Annotated in this window: 15 protein-coding genes and 1 pseudogene; 8 read left to right on the top strand and 8 right to left on the bottom strand. The window is 68.5% G+C overall.

Annotated elements, in window-relative coordinates; translation table 11 throughout:
- The coding region (locus tag HEP85_RS43570; protein ID WP_369658093.1) for an IS701 family transposase at positions 1-861 on the top strand (861 nt) is incomplete at its 5' end.
- A 165-nt stretch (positions 862-1,026) separates the two neighbouring features.
- On the opposite strand, the gene HEP85_RS43565 is transcribed toward HEP85_RS43570, so the two are convergent.
- The 3 genes and pseudogenes from HEP85_RS43565 to HEP85_RS43555 form a co-directional block, all read right to left on the bottom strand.
- Positions 1,027-1,479, bottom strand: coding sequence for a DUF3592 domain-containing protein (locus HEP85_RS43565; RefSeq protein WP_248002580.1), 453 nt, complete (start codon positions 1,477-1,479; stop codon positions 1,027-1,029).
- A gap of 94 nt (positions 1,480-1,573) precedes the next feature.
- Positions 1,574-2,112, bottom strand: a pseudogene (locus HEP85_RS43560) (transposase); the annotation flags it as partial.
- A gap of 264 nt (positions 2,113-2,376) precedes the next feature.
- Entirely contained in the window at positions 2,377-3,705 is a 1,329-nt protein-coding gene (locus HEP85_RS43555) for an epoxide hydrolase family protein (protein WP_168533130.1), read from the bottom strand.
- Positions 3,706-4,339: 634 nt separating this feature from the next.
- On the opposite strand from HEP85_RS43555, the gene HEP85_RS43550 reads away from it, so the two are divergent.
- A complete protein-coding gene (locus HEP85_RS43550; RefSeq protein ID WP_168533128.1) occupies positions 4,340-5,563 on the top strand; it encodes a phosphatidylserine/phosphatidylglycerophosphate/cardiolipin synthase family protein in 1,224 nt (407 codons plus the stop codon).
- A 347-nt stretch (positions 5,564-5,910) separates the two neighbouring features.
- On the opposite strand, the gene HEP85_RS43545 is transcribed toward HEP85_RS43550, so the two are convergent.
- Entirely contained in the window at positions 5,911-6,687 is a 777-nt protein-coding gene (locus tag HEP85_RS43545; RefSeq protein WP_369658092.1) for a response regulator, read from the bottom strand.
- Between the two features lie 112 nt (positions 6,688-6,799).
- Between HEP85_RS43545 and HEP85_RS43540 the strand changes: the two genes are divergently transcribed.
- Entirely contained in the window at positions 6,800-8,407 is a 1,608-nt protein-coding gene (locus HEP85_RS43540; RefSeq protein WP_168533124.1) for a CHASE3 domain-containing protein, read from the top strand.
- Between the two features lie 48 nt (positions 8,408-8,455).
- Here HEP85_RS43540 and HEP85_RS43535 read toward each other — a convergent pair whose 3' ends face one another.
- On the bottom strand, positions 8,456-9,280 hold the full coding sequence (locus HEP85_RS43535; protein WP_168533122.1) for a DUF427 domain-containing protein: 825 nt from the start codon (positions 9,278-9,280) through the stop codon (positions 8,456-8,458).
- Positions 9,281-9,467: 187 nt separating this feature from the next.
- On the opposite strand from HEP85_RS43535, the gene HEP85_RS43530 reads away from it, so the two are divergent.
- The 4 genes from HEP85_RS43530 (at position 9,468) to HEP85_RS43515 (ending at position 11,889) form a co-directional block, all read left to right on the top strand.
- On the top strand, positions 9,468-10,517 hold the full coding sequence (locus HEP85_RS43530; RefSeq protein ID WP_168533120.1) for a YihY/virulence factor BrkB family protein: 1,050 nt from the start codon (positions 9,468-9,470) through the stop codon (positions 10,515-10,517).
- Positions 10,518-10,778: 261 nt separating this feature from the next.
- Positions 10,779-11,150, top strand: a complete 372-nt coding sequence (locus HEP85_RS43525) for a phage holin family protein (RefSeq protein ID WP_168533118.1) — start codon at positions 10,779-10,781, stop codon at positions 11,148-11,150.
- Positions 11,147-11,626 carry a DUF3618 domain-containing protein gene (locus HEP85_RS43520; protein ID WP_168533116.1) on the top strand — a complete coding sequence of 160 codons (480 nt, stop codon included), beginning with the start codon at positions 11,147-11,149 and terminating at the stop codon, positions 11,624-11,626. The genes HEP85_RS43525 and HEP85_RS43520 overlap by 4 nt, the downstream gene beginning before the upstream one ends.
- The gene (locus tag HEP85_RS43515; RefSeq protein WP_168533114.1) at positions 11,623-11,889 is read left to right on the top strand and encodes a DUF4235 domain-containing protein; all 267 of its coding nucleotides are present in this window, start codon (positions 11,623-11,625) and stop codon (positions 11,887-11,889) included. Before HEP85_RS43520 ends, HEP85_RS43515 begins: the two co-directional genes overlap by 4 nt.
- A gap of 277 nt (positions 11,890-12,166) precedes the next feature.
- On the opposite strand, the gene HEP85_RS43510 is transcribed toward HEP85_RS43515, so the two are convergent.
- The gene (locus HEP85_RS43510) at positions 12,167-12,883 is read right to left on the bottom strand and encodes a hypothetical protein (RefSeq protein WP_168533112.1); all 717 of its coding nucleotides are present in this window, start codon (positions 12,881-12,883) and stop codon (positions 12,167-12,169) included.
- A 573-nt stretch (positions 12,884-13,456) separates the two neighbouring features.
- On the opposite strand from HEP85_RS43510, the gene HEP85_RS43505 reads away from it, so the two are divergent.
- The gene (locus HEP85_RS43505; RefSeq protein ID WP_168533110.1) at positions 13,457-14,281 is read left to right on the top strand and encodes a DUF1684 domain-containing protein; all 825 of its coding nucleotides are present in this window, start codon (positions 13,457-13,459) and stop codon (positions 14,279-14,281) included.
- 66 nt (positions 14,282-14,347) lie between these two features.
- Here the strand turns inward: HEP85_RS43505 and HEP85_RS43500 are convergent, their stop codons facing one another.
- Complete coding sequence (locus HEP85_RS43500; protein ID WP_168533108.1) at positions 14,348-16,000, bottom strand: alpha-keto acid decarboxylase family protein; 1,653 nt, start codon at positions 15,998-16,000, stop codon at positions 14,348-14,350.
- Positions 16,001-16,731: 731 nt separating this feature from the next.
- Positions 16,732-19,857 (bottom strand): discoidin domain-containing protein, encoded by a 3,126-nt coding sequence (locus HEP85_RS43495; RefSeq protein WP_168533106.1) that lies wholly within the window; start codon positions 19,855-19,857, stop codon positions 16,732-16,734.
- Between the last annotated feature and the right edge of the window lie 99 nt (positions 19,858-19,956).

Here is a 19,956-nt window from a genome sequence, read left to right as displayed (position 1 = left end):
GCGTCCTGTCCGCTGCAGTGGCGCCTGTTCGTGCCCCAGGAGTGGGCAGGCGATTTCGGACGGCGGCAGAAGACCGGGATTCCTCAAGAGGTCGGTCACCGGGAGAAGTGGCGTCTGGCCCTGGACACCCTCGATGAGCTGGCCGGGTGGGGTCTGGTGCCGCCGGTGGTGGTGGCCGATGCCGGCTACGGGCAGAACGCCGACTTCCGCGACGGCCTGGACGGCCGGGGCATCGGCTATGTCGTGGCGGTCCGTTCGGACGTGACGGTCCACCCGCACGACGCACAGCCCACTACCCCCGCGTGGTCCGGCAACGGCCGCAAGCCCCAGCCCCGCTACCGGCACAAGCCGTCTTCCGTATCCGTTCTGGCCGCCGGCCGTGGGCGGCAGGCGTTCACCGAGGTGACCTGGCGTGAAGGCTCCCGCGGCCCGATGCGCTCACACTTCCTGGCAGTGCGGGTGCGGCCGGCCGGGATCCGAGCCCGCCGCCTGGCCCAGGCCGCCGCCACGCAGGAGGGCTTCTGGGACGGTGTCCTGCCCGAGGTCACGCTGCTGGTCGAGTGGCCCGAAGGCGCCGAAGCACCCACCGACTACTGGCTGTCCAACCTGCCCGCCGACACCCAGATCGCCGAACTGGTCCGCCTCGCCAAGATCCGCTGGCGCATCGAACACGACTACCGCGAACTCAAGCACGGCCTCGGCCTTGACCACTTCGAGGGACGCTCCTGGACCGGCTGGCATCACCACATCACCCTGGTCACCTCCGCCCACGCCTTCCTCACAGAACAGCGCCTGGCCCCAAAAGCCGATACAGCGGACTCACCCTCCACCAGATCCTCGACACCATCCAAGACCTGCTGAACTGCTGGACCGGCACCTGCACCACCTGCCACCGCCCCCTGCCCAGAACAACCACCACCACCCCAAGCCCAAGAGCCAGAACAACCTAACGGAGCCCTAGTAGCACAATGAATGGCACACTCCTTGCGGTCAAATCCCCGATGTGTGTGACGGGACTCCAGGGGGTTAGCCTCGGAGGTGCGCGGAGATCACTCGGCTGATCGCTAACCCATAGACGATGGTGGGGACGAGTCCGCAAGCGAGGAACAGCCCGCCTGGAAACATCAGCGCCTCCCACCTGAGCTGGCTGGGCAACAGTGCGTGTCCGGGTCGCGCTGCGTCGTAGAGCACGGTGACATGATCGCCTGGCGACAGACCATCTGGGGCTTGGCCGACGTTGTCTATCGACGCCCGCATCTTGTGGCCGTCGGTCAGGGCGACGCTGACGAACTTAGGGCTCTGCTTCATCTGCGGCCTGTTGTAGTCGGCGCCGACCACTACAGCCGGAACCTGGTCAGCGTCGTCGAAGTGCAGTCGTGCAGCCACGTTCCCCAGGCTTGAGACGACACCGACTGTGACAAAGAGCAAACCAACCGTCAGAGCCAGCGTGTATCCGACGGCTCTGCGGATTCTCTTCACTCCCTGCGGTCTGTAGACACGCCCGCGACCCACGCCAATGATCTTGTCGACCTGCCGACTTTCTTGCGTCACGGCTGCTCCCCCCGTCACTGCCTCACCTCATTGTGGTGCCTGACAGCCGCAATGACGTCAGCTGGCGGTAAGTGCTGACGCAGCAGGCCAGTTGGAGGAGGCGTCGTGGATATCGGCTCTCCGTTCCCAGCGAATACGCAGCCGTCGGAAGCCGTGAAGTCAGGCGAAGCTCCATTCGACCACCCATCGGTAGATGCCCGGTCCGGTTCCGTGTCGGGTCCCGCGACGGGCAATCGCGGGCACGATGCCTCGCCCCCGAACCTGGTCACGGTAGATGTCCTGCCCGTGGCCACGGTCGGCGAACGGCTCGTCCGACTTGCGGCGGGGACGGCCGACCCGGTCACGGACCGGCCGGATGGCGTCGAGCAAGGGCAGCAGCTGGGTGGCGTCGTTGCGGTCGCCGCCGGACAGCAGCACCGTGAGCGGGTTTCCGCGACCATCAGTGATGAGGTGGTGTTTCGAGCCAGCGCGGCCCTGGTCGACCGGGGAGGACCCTGCCTCGCTACCCCTCTTTAGCACCCTGATATGGGAGGAGTCGACCACACAGCGCGACCAGTCCAGACGCGCAACGCTCAACCCCCGGGTCGGACAAGGCAGCCAGGACCAATCCACCCCGTTGTGTTAGCTCCTGTTGAAGCTGATCGAATACGTTGAGGTCCGCTGGCGAACGCAGCCACCTGGTCGAGCGCCCCGAGGAGACTGTCGCGTGAATGGCCTCAACGGCGCCGATGACCGTTCCGCCGAGGAGGAGCACCACCGGTTCACCCGCTACCTATTGGGGCACGGTGGTGGCACCCACAAGAAGGCCCCAACATCACAGCAAGGCTATTTTCCCGCGACTCCCCGCGAGTTGCGCAACGACCGGAACGCGGCCCGGAGTTCATCGGTGAAGATGTCGGGAACTTCCCAAGCAGCGAAGTGACCGCCCTTGCGCGCTTTGTTGAAGTAGATGAGCTTGTGGTAGCTGCTTGCGGCCCAGCTCCGCGGAGCCTGGTAGATCTCACCGGGGAACACCGTGATAGCGGCCGGGATGGAGACCGACACGGCGTTGAAGTTGTTGGCGTTGTTCTCCCAGTAGAGACGCGAGGAGGAAACGGCGGTGTTCGTGACCCAGTAGAGCGTGATGTCGTCGAGCATCTCGTCTTTGGTGAGCACCCGCTCGGGATGGCCGTCGCTGTAGGTCCATGCGGCGAACTTGTCGTACATCCAGGCGGCCAGTCCCACAGGAGAGTCCGTCAGCCCATACCCCTCGGTCTGGGGACGGGTGACCATCATGGCGGAGTAACCCGAGCCCGTCTTGTAGAAGGTGGCCAGCTTTTTGTACGCGGCCTTCTCATCGGCGTCCAGTCCCGCCGGCACAGGGTCACCGCAGGCGAGCTTCTTCGCGATGTCGGCGGGGACGGTGGCCGGGAAATTGACGTGGATTCCCAGAAGTCCCGCGGGTTGCTGTATCGCCATCTTGTCCGAGATGACGGCGCCCCAGTCGCCACCCTGGGAGACGTAGTGCCCGTACCCGAGGCGCTCCATCAGCACGGCCCAGGCGCGTGCGATCCGGTCGGGGCCCCAGCCGGTACTGGTCGGCCTTTCGGAGAAGCCATACCCGGGGATGGACGGTATGACGAGATGGAAGGCGTCCTCCGCACGTCCCCCGTGGGCTGTGGGGTTGCTGAGGGGGTCGATCACCTTGAGGAATTCAAGGATGGAGCCCGGCCAGCCATGGGTAAGGATCATCGGCAGGGCGTTCGCATGGCGGGAGCGGACATGGATGAAATGAATATCGAGTCCGTCGATCTCGGTTTTGAACTGCGGCAGGGAGTTCAGCTTGTTCTCGATATTCCGCCAGTTGTAGCTCGCCCTCCAGTATTGGGAGAGTTCTTTCATGGTCGCCAACTGGACGCCCTGGGACTGATCGTGGACCGTCTCCCGGTCAGGCCACCGTGTAGCGGTGATACGCCGGCGCAGTTCGACAAGATCCCGCTCCGGTATGTTCACACGGAAGGGGCGGATGCTCGCTCTCTCGCTCGCCGACACGGGTTTTCCGGCGTACTTATTGGTATACGGGCCGCCGAAGACACCGGTTGCCGCCGCGGCCATCGCAGCGGCCGAGGTGGATATGAACATACGCCGGGACTGCTGCCGGAGACTTTCGGACATGGCGGATCTCCTTGGGTCATTCCATCGTTTCCGAGAGAGCACCCTAAAGAGTCATATCTCTCATCGGCGGTAACAGAAATCGGAACGGAATTCCTGCGGCCCTGGTGATCTCCACCCCGGCCGAGTCCGAGACGGACGGCAACAAGCTGCCGACGTCCTCATACGACGGCTTCGTCACGGGATGTAACGATATTTATCCCTCCGTGAGCACGCAACTCGAGGTAGAAAGTTGCGTGCGGCGTGCGGTCACGTGTCACGGGCAGCCGGTCTTCGACAGAGACCATCGACCATCGAGAGCGATCGATGGGGGCGAAGGCGGTCGAAGGCGATCGAGAGAGGCACTCGGCGATGCAGATGTCGGGCCGGACAGGACCCCTGGAGCGGGCCCACTCCCGGGCTGTCCGGGAACGGCTCGGGATCGGGAAGGGTGCGGCGTACGGGACGCGGGCCTCGCAAGCGTCACCCTCCCGTCGGAGGGCGGAGCCGTCCGGAGTGCGTGCTGAGCTTGGACCGGTCGGTCCTGCCCACGGACCGTGGGCCATGGAGCGGAAGGGTAAGGTCTGCTCGCTGCGTCCCGCGCCGGACCGGGCAGCGCGGTTCCCTTGCTTCCTGTGGTTGCCGGCCAGGTGACGACATGACCAGTACCCAGGACCAGCCGGAGTTGACTTCTCCCGACCTCGAAACGTCGAACCCCGCGACGGTCCAGGATCGTACGGAGCGGATACGGCGCCGTTTGGAGCGCCTGATCGGCATCGCGGCGACCGAGGGCAACGCGCTCACGGCCCTGCGCAACGGAGACGAGATCTTTCCGGCGATGCTGACCGGCATCCGCTCTGCGGAACACACCGTGGACATGATGACGTTCGTGTACTGGAAGGGTGACATAGCCCGCGAGTTCGCGCAGGCACTGGCGGAGAGGGCACGCGCGGGCGTGCGGGTGCGGCTGCTGTTGGACGGGTTCGGCAGTCGGCTGATCGAGAAGGACCTGCTGCGGGAGATGGAGCGGGCCGGGGTGCAAGTCGCCTGGTTCCGCAAGCCGTTGGCCCTTTCGCCGTTCAAGCAGAATCACCGTTGCCATCGCAAGGTCCTCGTCGTGGACGAGCAGACGGCCTTCACCGGCGGGGTGGGCATCGCGGAGGAGTGGTGCGGCAACGCGCGCACCGAGCACGAGTGGCGCGACACCCATGTCGAGGTCCGCGGACCGGCCGTGGACGGCGTCGCCGCCGCGTTCGCGCAGAACTGGGCCGAGTGTCACGACGAACTCTTCGACGCCCGTGACCGGTTCGTCCCGCACCGACCGCAGGGCGACGCGGTGGTGCAGGTCGTACGCGGCTCGGCCAGCTTCGGCTGGCAGGACATGCAGACCCTGATCCGGGTGATGCTGGAGTCGGCCGAGGACCGCTTCCGGCTGGCCACCGCCTACTTCTCACCGGACGCCTACTTCGTCGAACTGCTCTGTGCCACCGCCCGCCGGGGCGTCGAGGTGGAGATCCTGCTGCCCGGCCCGCACACGGACAAGCGCGTCTGCCAGTTGGCCGGCCAGCACTACTACGAGGATCTCACCGCCTGCGGCGTGAAGATCTACCAGTACCAGCCGACGATGATGCACGCGAAGGTCATCACCGTGGACGGCGTCGCCGCCCTGGTCGGCTCCACCAACTTCAACCGCCGATCACTCGACCACGACGAGGAGATCATGCTCGCGGTGCTCGAGCAGAAGTTCACTGCCATCCTCGACAGCCATTTCGACGAGGACGTCGCGGCTGCCACGCTGATTCAGGAGGGGCGCTGGAAGCGGCGCTCCTTGCTGCAGCGGGCACGCGAGGTTGCCGTCGTACCCATCCGCCGCTTTCTGTAACTCCGACCCCCGGCTCGCCGGCCACCGATTTCGACGATCGGCGGCCGGGCGTCGTAGTCGTACAGGGGGCCCAGGAGTCAGGCCGGGCCTACCCCGCACGCCACACACCCCGTACGCCGCACACGCCACACCGCATCCGATGAAGCCCCGCCACGGACAGCGATCCTGCGATCCATGGCCGCCGGTCGAGGAACCGTGGCACCCCACGACAAGGAACTGTGGCACCGCCACGACCAGGAACCGCGACACCGCCGATGGACCGAGCGGCCTTGTCCGACCGGTCCACCATCCTCAGGCCGGAGCGCGAACACCAGCACTGCCTCCCCGAAGAGCGGACCGCGCGGCGTTCAGACGCGAGGCGGTCGCGTCGCGGTCTCCAGGTAGAACGCGTCGATGCTCTGGACGGCCTGCTCGAACTCCGCCAGGTTCACGGGCTTGGTCACGTAGGCGTTGGCGTGGCTGTTGTAGGCCCCGACGACGTCGTCCGGCGCGGAGGACGTGGTGAGGACGACCACCGGGATGGTCTGCAGGTCCTCGTCGGCCTTCAGGACCCGGAGCAGATCACGGCCGTTCATCCGCGGCATGTTGAGGTCGAGCACGATGAGATCGGGGCGCACGCTGCCCGGGGTACGCAGGTGTTCCAGCGCGGCGACTCCGTCGGTGACCTGGATCAGGTTGCGGGCCCCGCGCTCGGAGAGGGCTTCCTCGATGAGCATGGCGTCGGCGACGTCGTCCTCGACGAGCAGGACGTCGAAGGGGCGGGCGGGGGTGGTCATCATCTGATGCTCCGTGGGTGCTTCGTTGGAGTGCTGGAAAAGTCCCGGCCAGCGGCGTCGGGCGCCTTGGCGAGTCATGTCGCATGCCTCGCCGATCTGCGGGTATCCGGCGCCTGCGCCGGCCGCCTCCAGGGCCGCGTCCCGCTGGAGCCGTTCGGCGGCCCGCTGGAGGTGGGTCAGTACGTGGAGCAGGGTCAGGGCACGCGTCGGATCATCGGCTGACGGGGGATGTGGGGGGTCTTCCAGGAGTTGAAGAGCGATGCGCCGCGCGAGATCATCGACCGCCGCATCCGCGACTGCGGCCGTCTCCCGCGGGGTGGTCCGCACGACGAAGTTCTTGCCAGGCACACCCGCACATTAGGCCCCGGACCGCCCCCACGACAACAAACGTTGTCGACCGCCCTCTACAGTGTGCGCTGCGCCGCTTTGAAGGCGGCCGTCACAGCGGAGGAGTCAGGGAATGACCGGCGACGAAAGGCTGCCGCGTGCGCGGGAGCTTTCCACGTGGACGACCCGGCGATGGCTTCGCGTCGGAGTGGCCGTGTCCTTGACCGTCCTGGCCCTGCTCGGAGCCACCGGAGCGTGGATCCTGGGACGGACGGCGTCGATCAGCGACAGCCTCGTGGACGTCAAGTCTCCCGCACTGACCACCTCGATCCGCCTGGAATCGGCCCTGCTCAACCAGGAGACCGGTATCCGCGGCTATGGGCTCACCGGAACACCGGACTTCCTCAAGCCCTATCACCAGGGACTCACCGAGCAGAAGACGTACATCGCGACGCTCTCGGAGCTGCTCCAGGGTGACAGGGCGGGCCTTCGCGATCTGAAGGCCGTACAGAGCGCCGTGCAGGAATGGCAGGAACGGATCGCCCGGCCGATCGCCGCCTCACCCGCCGGAGTGCCCTCGCCGCTGGCCACCGAACGTGCCGCGAAGGGCAAGACGACCTTCGACCAGGTCCGCAGATCCATGGCCACCCAGCAGGACGGGCTGCGTGCCGACCGAGTCCAGGCGCGAGCTGACCTGGCCACCACGATGAGGCTGCGGAACTGGGTGTTCAGCGCGATCGCCGTCCTCATCGCCGTCCTCGCCGGCGTGGTCTTCGAGGCGCTGCGCCGTGGCATCACCACGCCGCTGGAGCGGCTCGGGGCGGACGCCCGCGCCGTCGCCGACGGGGACTTCGGTCATCCCATCACGCCGACCGGTCCCGCGGACCTGCGGCGGCTGAGCGGCGAGATCGACGTCATGCGCCAACGGCTCGTACGCGAACTGGACTTCAGTGAGCAGGCACGGCTGCGCCTGGACGAGCAGTCCACGGAACTCCAGCGGTCCAACGCCGAACTGGAGCAGTTCGCCTACGTGGCCTCCCACGACCTCCAGGAACCACTGCGCAAGGTCTCCAGTTTCACCCAGCTCCTGCAGCGGCGTTACGGAGGTCAACTCGACGACCGGGCCGACCAGTACATCGATTTCGCGGTCGACGGAGCGAATCGCATGCAGACCCTCATCAACGACCTGCTCGACTTCTCCCGCGTCGGCCGCGTCCACCACGCCCACCAGAGCGTCGACCTCAACTCGGTGATGAAGCGGAGCCTTTCCGCGCTCAGCGTCAGTATCGAAGAGGCGGGCGCCGTGATCACCCGGGACGAGCTGCCGACACTGGTCGCCGAGCCCACCCAGATGGGCATGTTGTGGCAGAACCTGATCGGCAACGCCGTCAAGTTCCGCCGCCCGCAGGAGACACCGCACATCCACGTGTCCGCCGTGCGGGACGGTGCTCTGTGGCGGTTCACGGTCACCGACAACGGAATCGGCATCGCCCCCGAGTACGCCGAGAAGGTGTTCGTGATCTTCCAGCGGCTCCACACCAAGGACGCCTACAACGGCAGCGGCATCGGGCTGGCGATGTGCAGGAAGATCGTCGAGTTCCACGGCGGGACCATCTTCGTCGACCCGGAGTACACGGACGGCACCCGCATCACCTTCACCCTCGCCGGCGAACCCGCAGAGACGAGCCTCCCGTCCACCGCTTCGGAAGAGACCCGTTCCGGCGCGCAGCCGACCGCTTGAGAACGGGCGTGGCGCCGGTGGTGCCCGTGATGACCGCCACCGGCGCCGTCATCCGGGTTCCCGCGCCGAGAGCGTTCGGGTGAACGGAGTGACCGGGCGCTCAAGGCGGACACCGTCCACGGTGATGTCCACCGCCTCGTTGTAGAAGGCGAGGAGGTCCTTGACGGCGCCCACGGCCGGCAGCGGCTCGGGATAGCTCCAGACGACGTTCGGCGGGATGTCGGGGGCGCCGGCCTCACCCCGCCACGACCAGTACGCGGCGGTCCCCTTGTAGGGGCAGCCGGTGCTGTGGTCGGTCGGTTCGAGCAGTTCCAGCCGGACGTCCTCGCGCGGGATGTAGTACCGCGTCGGCAGGCCGGTCTCGAAGAGCAGGACCGGGTGGTGGGTGTCGGCGACGACCGTGCCGTCGATCTCGACCCGGACGTGGCGGCCGCTGGGGATGGCGTCCACCCGTTTGTGCGGGTCGCGGGGGTGGACGAAGATCTCTTCCTCCTCCTCGAACCAGTGGTCCAGGCCCCGTCCGACGCGGCGGAACCACTCGAAGGCGATATGACCGGCCAGGTCGTCGGCCGGGAACGTCCAGGCCGCGTTCTCCAGCAGTGCGCCGTCGACTTCCAGGTCGTAGAAGATCCGCGATCCGGTGTGCGTGCCCGTCAGCGGGTTCTTCGAGGGGCGGAGCAGGTCCCCGCGGACCTCCTCGCGCGGGAAGGCGTACAACGGCACGGGCACGCCTGGTTCCCACACGAGGACGGGGTGCCTGCTGTCGACGACGGTGACGTCTCCGTTGCGGCCGCGCACCCAGCGTTGGCTCGGCTCCCACAGGAGGCCTTCGGGGGTGGCTCTGACGTCCGGCGCGGTGGGGAACGTGATCATGATCGGTTCTCCTTCGGCTCGCTCACGCACGGTGACTTCGGTACGCCCTCGTCCGGTCCGACAGCGTCCAGCCGGGCCGTCGAGGCTCGCGCCGGGCCTCCGGCGGGTGTGCTCGGTGTCCCAGGCGTCCTGGGTGTCCTGGGTGAGCCAAACACATCGCGGGCAGCTCAGGGGGTACCCGGCCCCTATGGCGAAGCTGCATCTTCCAGGGCGAAAAGATCACCACGGCAGGGACGAGGTACTGCCGCCGGAGGAGGTCGGCCCGGAGCCGGAGGTGGAGCGAGCGGCACCGGGCAGTCCGGCGAAGCTGCCGAAGCGCGCGTGGGGCGCGGCGCTGAAGGGGTCCCTGCGTGAGTTCAAGGACGACGAGCTGGTCGACCGGGCGGCGGCGCTGACGTACTACGGGGTGCTGTCCCTGTTCCCGGCGCTGCTGGTGCTCGTGTCCCTGCTGGGCATCATCGGCAGATCGGCCACGGACAAGGTGCTGACGAACCTCAGGCAGCTCACCCCCGGCTCGGCCCACGACATCATCACCCGGGCCGTGGAACAACTGCGGAACAACTCCGGCGCGGGATCGCTCGTGGCGGTCATCGGCATCGTACTGGCGGTGTGGTCGGCGTCCGGGTACGTGGCGGCGTTCATCCGCGCCGCGAACGCGGTCTACGACATGCCGGAGGGCCGTCCGGTGTGGAAGATCCTGCCGGTGCGCGTCGGTGTGACCGTCGTACTGATGATCCTGGCGGTCGCCGGCTCCGTCATCGTGGTCTTCTCCGGCGGCGTGGCCCGGCAGGCCGGCAGCGCGCTGGGCGTGGGAGACACGGCACTGGCGGTGTGGTCGGTCGCGAAATGGCCCGTGCTGGTCGTTCTGGTCACCGTCATGATCGCGATCCTGTACTGGGCGAGCCCGAACGCCAAGGTGAAGGGGTTCCGCTGGATCACGCCGGGCAGCTTCCTCGCCCTCGTGATCTGGATGATCGCCTCGGCAGGATTCGCGTTCTACGTGGCGAATTTCGCGTCCTACAACAAGACTTACGGCACGATGGCCGGGGTCATCGTCTTCCTGGTGTGGCTGTGGATCAGCAACCTGGCGATCCTGCTGGGTCTGGAGTTCGACGCCGAGACGATCCGTCAGCGGGCCATCGCGGGCGGTCACCCGCCGAAGGCGGAGCCCTACACCCAGCCGCGCGACACCCGCACTTGGGACGAGGAGGACCGCCGTCGGCTCGGCGACCTCTGATCGCACCTCGCACCTCGCGGCCGTTACGGGGCTGGTGCCGGCGGTTCACGCGGCGCACCGTCCGTCGCCCCTGGCGGCACTGATTCGCAGTCCCTGCCCTGAACTGCTCGGTTGGGGGTACTCGCCTCCTCACTGACCGTCGTGGCTCAGCAGGGCCCCGGCGGTGACCGAGGAAACTGGTGGGAGGTGATTGCCGTGTCGAGTGTGCGGTCGCACGCGGATGGGTCCGGCACGCAGGCACAGGGGTCCGGATCGGATCAGGTGGGTGAGCTGGTGCACCGGGCTTCGCAGCAGCTGACCGAGCTGGTCCGGGGCGAACTCCGGCTGGCACAGGCGGAGATGAAGGAGAAGGGCAGGCACTACGGCAAGAGCGGCGGGCTGTTCGGGGGCGCCGGAATCGTGGGCTTCCTGACGCTGGAGGCTCTGGTGGTCGCCGCGATCGCCGCCCTGGCCGTGCCGCTGCCGGTGTGGGCCGCGGCGCTGATCGTCACCGCGGTGTTGGGTGTGATCGCCGCGGTCCTGGCTCTGACCGGGAAGAAGCAGGTCGGCCAGGCGGCGCCCCCCGTGCCTGAGCAGACCATCGAAAACGTGAAGGCCGATGTGGCCGAGATCAAGAGGAGTGCCCACCGATGAGCAACCCATCCGACCACGAGCGGACCGCCTCCACCCCCGATGAGCTGCGTGAACAGGTCGAGCAGACCCGTGTCGAGCTCGGGGAGACGGTCCAGGCGCTGGCCGACAAGACCGACGTCAAGGCCCGGGCGAAGGAGAAGACCGCCGAGGTCAAGGAGAAGACCGCCGAGGTCAAGGAGCAGACCGTGGCCAAGGCCGGGGAGCTGAAGGCCAAGGCGGCCCAGGCCGCGCACTCGGTCCAGGACAAGCTGCCCGACCAGGTCAAGGACCGGGCGGCCCAGACCGCCGCCCAGGTCCGGGAGAAGACCGCGCAGGCCGGAAGTGTGTGGGAGGAAAAGGCTCCTGAGCCGGTACAGCTGCGGGCCGCCCAGGGCGCCCGGGCGGTACGGGACAACCGCAAGCTGCTGGTGGCAGCGGGGGGCGCGACGGCCCTCGCGTGGCTGATGTTCCGCCGCAAGAAGGGCTGGAGCCGGTGAAAGCCTCGAAGGCCGCCTACAAACCGGTCGGTCTCGCCCTGGGCGCCGCCGGCGGCTTGCTCGCCGGGATGGCCTTCAAACAGGCCTGGAAGATACTCACCCATGCCGAGGACACCCCCAACGCCACGGACGAGAACCGTACTTGGCGTGAGATCCTGCTCGCCGCCACGCTGCAGGGTGCGATCTTCGCGGGCGTCAAAGCCGCCGTCGACCGCGCCGGTGCCACCACCACTCGCCGCGTGACCGGTACCTGGCCAGGCTGACGCCCCTGATGACGGCCCGTGCCGACGACGATCAGACACCGGGAGCCTTCCCGGACCCGACCGTCGGCACCAGCGCACGGAAGTCCCCGGCCGCGGTGGCGCGGGGACTTCCGGCGGTTTCTGCGACGCCCCCGGATCATCGGTGGTGTGTCCCCCTGGGACGACTCGCGGAACGCGGATGTACGGACGCGTGGAGCGGACACACAGGGGACACGGGGACCACATCACTCCCCCGCCCCCTTACAAGGGCACAGGGCAGCCGTCCTCAGCCGGCCGGTCAGTGCAGGACACTGACCGCGCGGGCGATGACCAGGAGGGAGGTCAGGAGGGCGGCGACGCTCTCGACGCTCATCAACAGCTTCGCGCGGGTGGAGAGGGGCATCGTGTCGGTGGGGCTGAAGGCCGTCGAGTTGGTCACGGAGATGTACAGGTAGTCCACGAGGGTCGGAACCCAGTCCGAGGTGCCGCTGGCGCCGTCCGCGACCTCCTCCACCGCGTCGTCGTTCTCGTCCTGCGAGAAGCGGAAGTCCGCCAGGGGGAGCTCGCCACGCGGTGCCTGGGTGCGTGCCACGGGGCCGCCACGGTCCAGTTCCCAGTACGCGAGCCCGAAGGCGATGATGTTGGTGAGCCACACCTGTAGTGCCGCGACCAGCAAGGAACGGCCGTCCTTGACATCGGCGTGGATCAGTTCGTGAATGAGGATGCCGAGCGCGGTGAGGTTGCTGGCCGCGATGACGAGGACGAGAGCCAGCGAGAAGAACCTGATGGCCTTGGTCTGCCGGGTGAGCCTCTTGGGATTGACCGCGATGAGCGGCACCAGAAGGAGCAGTTCCAGAGCGGGCAGCACATAGCGCGGAGCGACCAACAGTTGCTGCGGCAGGGCCACGTACAGGGTGATCGCGATGAGCGTGGCGACCACCCCAGGCAGTCGGGCCTCACCACGGCGCTCGTGCCTGGGGTGCCTCACCCGGGCCTCGACGCGGCTCTTCACCATGGGCGATGTCCTTTCGCACTGGGTCCGACACGACGCTGATCGTCTGCCCTCCCACGAGAGATGAAGGCCGACCGTTCCTCGTGAGACCCACGATCATGCACGTCGCCGCGCGGTTCCGGGCTCCCGACCCGCGCCGGGCCGGACGGATCCCAGCCGAACCGACCCGCTCCGGGCCGCCAGGACATCCGCGCGGAACGGCACGTCGGTGCTCCGGTCCGCTGAGCGGCACACGTCGCGACAGGCGGGGTCCGGCCCACCATGCTGCTTGACCGCCTCCCTCGGCCCGGGCGCCCCGGAGGCGCGGGCCCCGCCCCGTGTGCCCGGCGTGAGGCCGTCCCCGTACACACGACTGACAAGAAGCTGTCACACACGGAGCGGAATGCCGGATCGGGCGTGGGTGGTTCTCACTGGCATGACCGCAGGAGGAGCGCTCCACGGCCAGGGTGTGTGGACCTGCCGGACGGAGGAGGGCTGCGTCCGTCAACTCGCCGCTGACACGCGGGGCTTACGGCCTCTTCGCGGCAACCAGCAGTTGGACACAGCCACTCGCGCGACGAAGACGAAGGAGTACTGATGACCACTCAGGTCACGACGACGGATCTGCAGGCCTTCACCCAGAACTGGCTGGACTGGTACCGCGCGCAGGAGGAACGGCTCGCCGACCCGCACGGTTTCCTCGCGATCACCGGCCTGCACTGGCTGGACGACCGGCCCCAGCGCTTCCCGGACGCCCCGGGCGCGTGGTGGACCGGCACCGACGGGGTCACCGTGGCCCTCGACGACGGTGAGGAACTGCTGGTCGACGGAGCCCCGGTGCGCGGGGAGCACCACTTCGGCGTGCTCCCCGAACGCGGTGGCGTCGACGCGGTCTGGGGTGACGCCGTGATCGAGGTGGCCAAGCGCGGTGGAAACGACATCGTGCGTCCCCGGCATCCGGACGCGCCGCTGCGCACCGCCTTCACCGGAACGCCCGCCTACGCACCGCATCCGCGCTGGGCGTTGACGGGCCGCTATGTCGCCTTCGATGAGCCGCGGCCGACCACGGTGGGTGCGGCGGTCGAGGGCCTGGAGCATGTGTACGACGCGCCGGGCCGGATCGAGTTCGACCTGGAGGGACGCCACTTGTCCCTGACCGCGTTCCCCGGACATGGCGCGGGCCGGCTGACGGTGCTGTTCACCGACGCGACCTCGGGAGTCACCACCTACGCCGCGAACCGCGCCCTCACCGTGGAAGCGCCCGCCGCGGACGGCACGGTCGTCCTGGACTTCAACCGTGCGACGAACCTGCCGTGCGCGTACACGGACCTGGCCACCTGCCCGCTGCCACCGGTGGAGAACCGGTTGCCGGTGGCTGTCGAGGCCGGCCAGAAGATCCCCCGCGAGCGGGGCGGGGCCTGAGCACGCGCAGCCCCCGACGGCGGGGGCCGCGCGAAGTGCCGTACCCGCGTGTACGCGCCGGTGGGTCTACGCAGAGTAGAGCGTGTCGATGTTCTCGTGCAGTTGGTTGGCCAGGGGCGGTGCCGCGTAGGTGTCCGTCATGACCTCGATGTAGCAGCCGGTGCCGCCCTTCGCCGCGGTCTCCATGGCCTGGTCGAGTTCGGCGAGGGTCGACACGCGGGCGGTGAACCAGTCGTCGCAGCCCAAGGCCTTCGGCAGCTCCGAGTAGTGCCAGTTGGCGAGGTCGTTGTACGCGATGTCCGGGTCCTTGCAGAGCAGGCGCTCGATCAGGTAGCCGTGGTTGTTCAGGACGAACACCACCGGGCGCAGGCCGAACCGCCCGAACTGGCTGATCTCCTGAGCGGTGAGCTGGTGGGAGCCATCGCCGGTGACCAGGACGACCCGCTGCTCGTCCGCGGCGGCGACGGCCGCGCCGACCGCGGCGGGGGTCGCCCAGCCGATCGATCCCCACAGGGACTGGTTCTGGAAGGTGGCACCGTGGGGCAGCCGGGCAAAGGCCAGGCCCATGGAGACGGTTCCGGTCTCCGCGACCAGGATGTCGTCGGGCTTGAGGAAGCTCTCCCAGCGGGGGTAGAGGTTCTCGGCGGTGATGGAGTCGTCGCCGCTGCCGGCGGCCTGGGACATCCGGTTCACCTCTGCCGACGGGCGCGGCCACTGCTTGCGCGGGAGCTTCTGGGCGAGAGCGTCGAGGAGGTCCTTCATCTCCACGCTCTGGTAGGTCATGCCGTCGACGCTGACATGGTGATGGCGGATGTCGATCGTACGGCCGGGGTCGAGGTTGGCGGTGAACGCACCGGTGTTGAAGTCGTGCATCATCGCGCCGACCAGGACGACGACGTCACCGTCCTCGACGAAGCGACGGACGCTCTCGTTCATGAGCTTGCCGTCGTACATGCCGATGTACGCGGGCTGGGCCTCCTCCAGGACACTCTTGTCGGCCATCATCGTGGCGAAGGGCAGGCCGGTGGCGTCGAGGAATTGCTGGAGGTCCGCGCCGAGGCCGACGCGTGTGGTGAGGATTCCGGGCAGGACGCAGGCGCTGTTCGCCCGGCCGAGCATGTCGGTGATGGCCTGAACGGCCGCCTCCACCTGCGCGGGGTCGCTGGCGGGCGGCGAGAGCGGCTGGGCCTTGCCGATCACCGGCATCTCCGCGAGGTCGGCGGGAAAGGCCATGTAGACCGGGCGGCGGTGATAGAGCGCCGCCGCGATGAGGCGCTCGGTCTCGGCCGCGGCGTTCTGCGGTGTCATGATGGCGCTCGCGCACACCACGGCGTCGGACATCTTCTGGAAGAGGTCGAACTCGCCGTTGCCCAGGGTGTGGTGGACGAGCGAGTGGTGGGCCTGGACGGGCATCTTGGGCATGCCGACCAGGTGGAACACCGGGAGGTGTTCGGTGTAGGCGCCGGCGATGCCGTTGATCGCGCTGAGTTCCCCGACCCCGTAGGTGGTGCACACTGCGCCGATGCCGTGCACACGGGCGTAACCGTCGGCGCTGTAGGCCGCGTTCAGCTCGTTGCAGCTGCCTATCCAATCTATGTCCGGGTGTTCGGCGATGGCGTCGTCGACGGGGAAGGCGTAGTCGCCGGGAACACCGAAGACGTGACGCACGCCGATGTCCCGCAGCCTGTTCAGCACGTGTTGGATCACGGTGGTGGACATCAGGAAGGTCCTTTCCTTGTGGTGGCACCACCGCTCCAGGGTGCTGACGTGCCCGACGGAGTCGGTGCCGACCGTTCCCTCTGCGAGTGATCGGTGGGGGCGGACCGTGCGAGGAGGCCCTCAAGGCGCTGTGCAGCCGTGCGAAGACTTCTCGTCCGCGAACCTTGGAGAGCGCTCCCGTGGCCTCCTCCGCCGTCACACCGTCCGGTCTCTGTCGGCACACCAGGTGTCACGGAGAGTAGCCGATGTGTCGCACAAAAGGAGCAAAAGGGCTCTTCTGCTCCTGCAACATGCTGTCCGCATCCCGCAGGGCACGCAACCGGTGGTGCTGATCAAGCACTGGGGGCACGTCGACGGCGTGTGACCTGGGCTGTGGCTGGGTGGGCGGCAGGCAGCCACAGGTGGCTCGGTGTCCCTCGGCGGCTGCGCTGCGACACCACCGACCGCCGACCGCGGGCCGCCCACGACCCCGCCCTCAGGCAGTGGCCGGGTGGCTCATGATCCACACCCGGACAACCCGGCCCTTCGCGGTGTGTGGACCTCGGTCGTCCGGTCCGTCGCCGACGAGCGAGGTCCGGAGCAGAGCTGCCTTCGTCCTGCCCCGGCCCGCGGTCACGGATTTGTGGTTCGCCTTTCTCCGGGTCGTGGAGACCTGGACGTCCGGCAGCGGAACTCCCCACGCGGTGGCGGGCGTTCCGCTGCCAGGAGGCAGACGGCGGGTGGAAGGCCGGTCAGCGCACGGAGAGGCTGGTCAGCCGGGCGTCGTCCCGCCGTCCCGCGTCGGTCGCCAGTGCCACGTAACGGGCGGTGCCGTTGGTGGTGAGCCGGCGGCTCCTGCCGCGTCCCGTGAGTCGGCCGGCCTGTGTGTAGGCCAGGCCGTCGCTGCTGAGTTCCACCTCGAGGCGGGGGACGTGACCGCCGGTCCACTCCGTGCGGATCTCCCGGACGGGGTGCTCGGCACCGAGGTCGACGACCATGCGGCCGTCGGGGCCGGGTGTCCAGGCCGTGTGCGGGTCACCGTCGACGGCGGCCGAGGGGTCCGACATGCCGGGAGGGAGCGGGTTGGTCGGGAAGACCGTGCGGCCCAGGGCGAGGTCGTCCAGTAGGTAGGCCGCGGCGCCCCGCAGGGTGACCGTGGTGGTGCGGCCCGCGTGGACCTCGGTCATCTCGCTGCGGCCCTGGCCGGTCACCCGCAGGCGGCAGGACGGGCCGGTGAGCCGCACGGTGGCGGCGTCGACGACCTCCGCCCGGAGTCCGGCGGGCAGCCTTCCTCCGAACAGTGGACTCACCACCATGCGCGGAGGCAGCAGTTCGGCCGTGGCGGCATCGAGGCGGGCCTCGTAGGCGCTGCCTTGGGCTGTGAGGGTCTGGCGTCCTTCGAACAGGGCCGTGCGCGCGCCGGATTGAGGGATGTCGATGCGCGTCGTCACCTGCTGGTCGGACAGGTTGAACAGGCTGAGGTGATCCTCGGTGAGGGCCGCGCGGACTCTGTCGTCCTGGGCCTGCGGAGCGGCACCGCGGGCGAGGTCGCGGAGTTGGTCGGTGGATATGCCGGGATAACCCTCGGCCAGCAGGGGCGACGCCGGACCGTCGGCCAGGACGACCGTGTCGCCGTACACCGCGAGCGGCTGCTTGGTTCCCCTCACGACGAGGCCGGCTCGGCCGTCGACGTCGAGCCAGCCGCCCTTGCTGGAAACGTCGGGTTCGGGCCAGGAGACGAGGTCGCTCCATTGCCGGCCGTCGGTCGAACCCTGCACGGTGTACGCGCGTCCGGCGGCGGCCTCCCAGCGGAGGGTGACGCGGTCCACCGCGTGCGCCGCTCCGAGGTCGACGGCGATCCAGCTGTCCGCCCGGGGCCGGTCCGCCTTCGAAACCGCCCATCGGCTCGTGGCGTTGCCGTCCACGGCGAGTGCCGGCTCCTTGCCGAGGTCGTACGAGGACGCGGTCGCCGTCCCGCTCCGGGCGAGGTCGGCGCCCTCCGCACCGTCGCGGGCCTCGAAGGCGTAGAGGGAGTAGCCGTACATCGGGTCGGGCAGGACGCCGGCCATGCGCAACTGCCTGACCTCCGTCCTCGCGAAGGTGACCTCGTCCACGCGCGGGGTGGCGGCGGCCGGGCGGGCGTCCTGTGCGGCCACGGTGGCGCTGCCCTCCGCGAAGCGGTAGGTGCGCGAACCCGTCAGTCCCGCCATGCCCGGCATGGTGAGGTTGTGGACCTCCAGGTGCCCCTCCCCCGCTGCGACGCCGGTCGTCGCGTAGACGACCGCACCCGAGGGCAAGGTGGTCAGGCCCGCCCGGCCCGTGTTCAGGCGCACCACGGTTGCACTGCCGTCGAACCCGTCGCGGAGCTTGCTGTACGTCCGCACCTGGCGGCCGGTCACCGGTGCCGCCGTGCTGGGCAGGAACATGGGGTTGGCGCCGCTGAGCTTGAACAGCCAGTCGTCGTGGGCGGGTTGCCAGGCGAACTTCACGAAGCCCGGCTTGGTCACGACGCCCGCCCAGGCGCCGGTCGACTGGTGGGACACCAGACCGGGGACGGTGCCGAAGTCGGTGACGCCCGAGGCGTGTTCGAACAGTTCCTCCGCGGTCAGGGGGCGCACCCTTCGGCCCTGTCCCGCCGCCCACAGGTGCAAGAGGTAGCTGATGGCCACCTCCGCACGTGCCTCCGGCTCGTACTTCGGCTCGCCGGAGAACTTGGCCAGACGGTACTCCGGCGGGTACTTCTGGTACGCCTCCAGCCGCTCCGCGAGCGCCACTTCCGCCCGGGCCGCCGCGCGGTCGCCGACCACCTGGGCGAGGAAGGCGAGCGGGATGACGTCACGGCCGTAGAGGTGCTCCCGGTCGTTGACCATCGGCATCAGCGGCTCGCCCGCGTCGCTCATCACCCCGAGGAGGGTGCGCCACAGCTCGTCCGCGTTGGGCTGATTGGTGAGCGCTTCGGGCAACGGGCGCCCGGCAGTGATGAAGTGGGCGGCGTTTCGGCCGGACGTGCGCCACAGCTCTTCCTGGTAGTGCGGGCCGAAGGATCCGTGGTTCTCGACGATGAAGGTGTCGTACAGGTTGCGGGCGGTGTTGTCGGACACGGGGACGCCGTCGACACGGGCCGGGTTGACCAGGTCAGCCTGGGGCAGACCGGTTTCGTTGCGTGCCCAGGCGCCGAAGGCCTTGTCCCAGTCGGCGTGCCGCGCGTCGTCCGTGGCCCAGGCCAGCCCGGGGGCCAGGGACTGCGCGTAGACGCCCATCTCCTCGAGTTTGGTGTCGCCCTCGTGGCCACCGAGCAGGCCGTGCGGGGTCCAGCCGCCCGAGTTCGGGTCGTCGCCCGTGCCCAAGCCCGTGGTGTAGGCGGCCTGTTCGCGGGCGATCGTGTCGACGTTCGTCCGGGTGGCCTCATCGAGCTCGTCCCACAACAGCCGTGCGGCGAGCACGAAGTAAAGCTGGAAGGTGGTGTCGAAGAACAGCGTTCGGCCCCACTGGGTGCCGCCGGTGAGCCGGTTGGACGCGGCGAAGTGCTGGATCGTGGCTGTCGTCCGGGCCTTCAGCGTCTTCTCGTCGATTCCGGCGCGGTCGCTGTCGTAACTGCCGTGCGTGAGCAGAACCGCGTTGCCGAGCACCACGGCGAAGCCGAAGTCCTTGTCCGTGTAGTAGCCGCGGGCCTCGTCCCACTGCGTCTCGGACCAGTGGGTGTGGTTCAGCAGGACACGGTAGTAGGTCTCCGCAACGGTGTCGGGTGCCGTGCCCGGGCGTCCTTGGGCGCTCGCGATGCCGCTCCCGAGGGTGACGGGGACGGTCGCCACGAGCGCGGCGGCGCCGAGGAGTTGGACGAAACGGCGGCGATCGACATGCAGGGATGCATCGGGCACGCTGGGCGCCTTTCGATAAGACAACGTTGTCAAACGGATGACCGAAATTGTTCGTCCGGAATCGTCCCTGCGTCAAGAGGTCTGCCAGGAGTGATCGTT

It is taken from the genome of Streptomyces sp. RPA4-2 (assembly GCF_012273515.2).
Classification (GTDB): Bacteria; Actinomycetota; Actinomycetes; order Streptomycetales; family Streptomycetaceae; genus Streptomyces; species Streptomyces kaempferi.
The sequence above is the reverse complement of the archived record's forward strand: the minus strand, read 5'-3'. Positions and strand labels throughout refer to the sequence as shown.

What these genes read in the sequence shown, in the direction of transcription:
- HEP85_RS43555 (WP_168533130.1), bottom strand. Translation starts at nt 3,705, where the DNA reads ATGTCCGAAAGTCTCCGGCAGCAGTCCCGGCGTATGTTCATATCCACC.
- HEP85_RS43550 (WP_168533128.1), top strand. Translation starts at nt 4,340, where the DNA reads ATGACCAGTACCCAGGACCAGCCGGAGTTGACTTCTCCCGACCTCGAA.
- HEP85_RS43540 (WP_168533124.1), top strand. Translation starts at nt 6,800, where the DNA reads ATGACCGGCGACGAAAGGCTGCCGCGTGCGCGGGAGCTTTCCACGTGG.
- HEP85_RS43535 (WP_168533122.1), bottom strand. Translation starts at nt 9,280, where the DNA reads ATGATCACGTTCCCCACCGCGCCGGACGTCAGAGCCACCCCCGAAGGC.
- HEP85_RS43530 (WP_168533120.1), top strand. Translation starts at nt 9,468, where the DNA reads ATGGCGAAGCTGCATCTTCCAGGGCGAAAAGATCACCACGGCAGGGAC.
- HEP85_RS43520 (WP_168533116.1), top strand. Translation starts at nt 11,147, where the DNA reads ATGAGCAACCCATCCGACCACGAGCGGACCGCCTCCACCCCCGATGAG.
- HEP85_RS43510 (WP_168533112.1), bottom strand. Translation starts at nt 12,883, where the DNA reads ATGGTGAAGAGCCGCGTCGAGGCCCGGGTGAGGCACCCCAGGCACGAG.
- HEP85_RS43505 (WP_168533110.1), top strand. Translation starts at nt 13,457, where the DNA reads ATGACCACTCAGGTCACGACGACGGATCTGCAGGCCTTCACCCAGAAC.
- HEP85_RS43500 (WP_168533108.1), bottom strand. Translation starts at nt 16,000, where the DNA reads ATGTCCACCACCGTGATCCAACACGTGCTGAACAGGCTGCGGGACATC.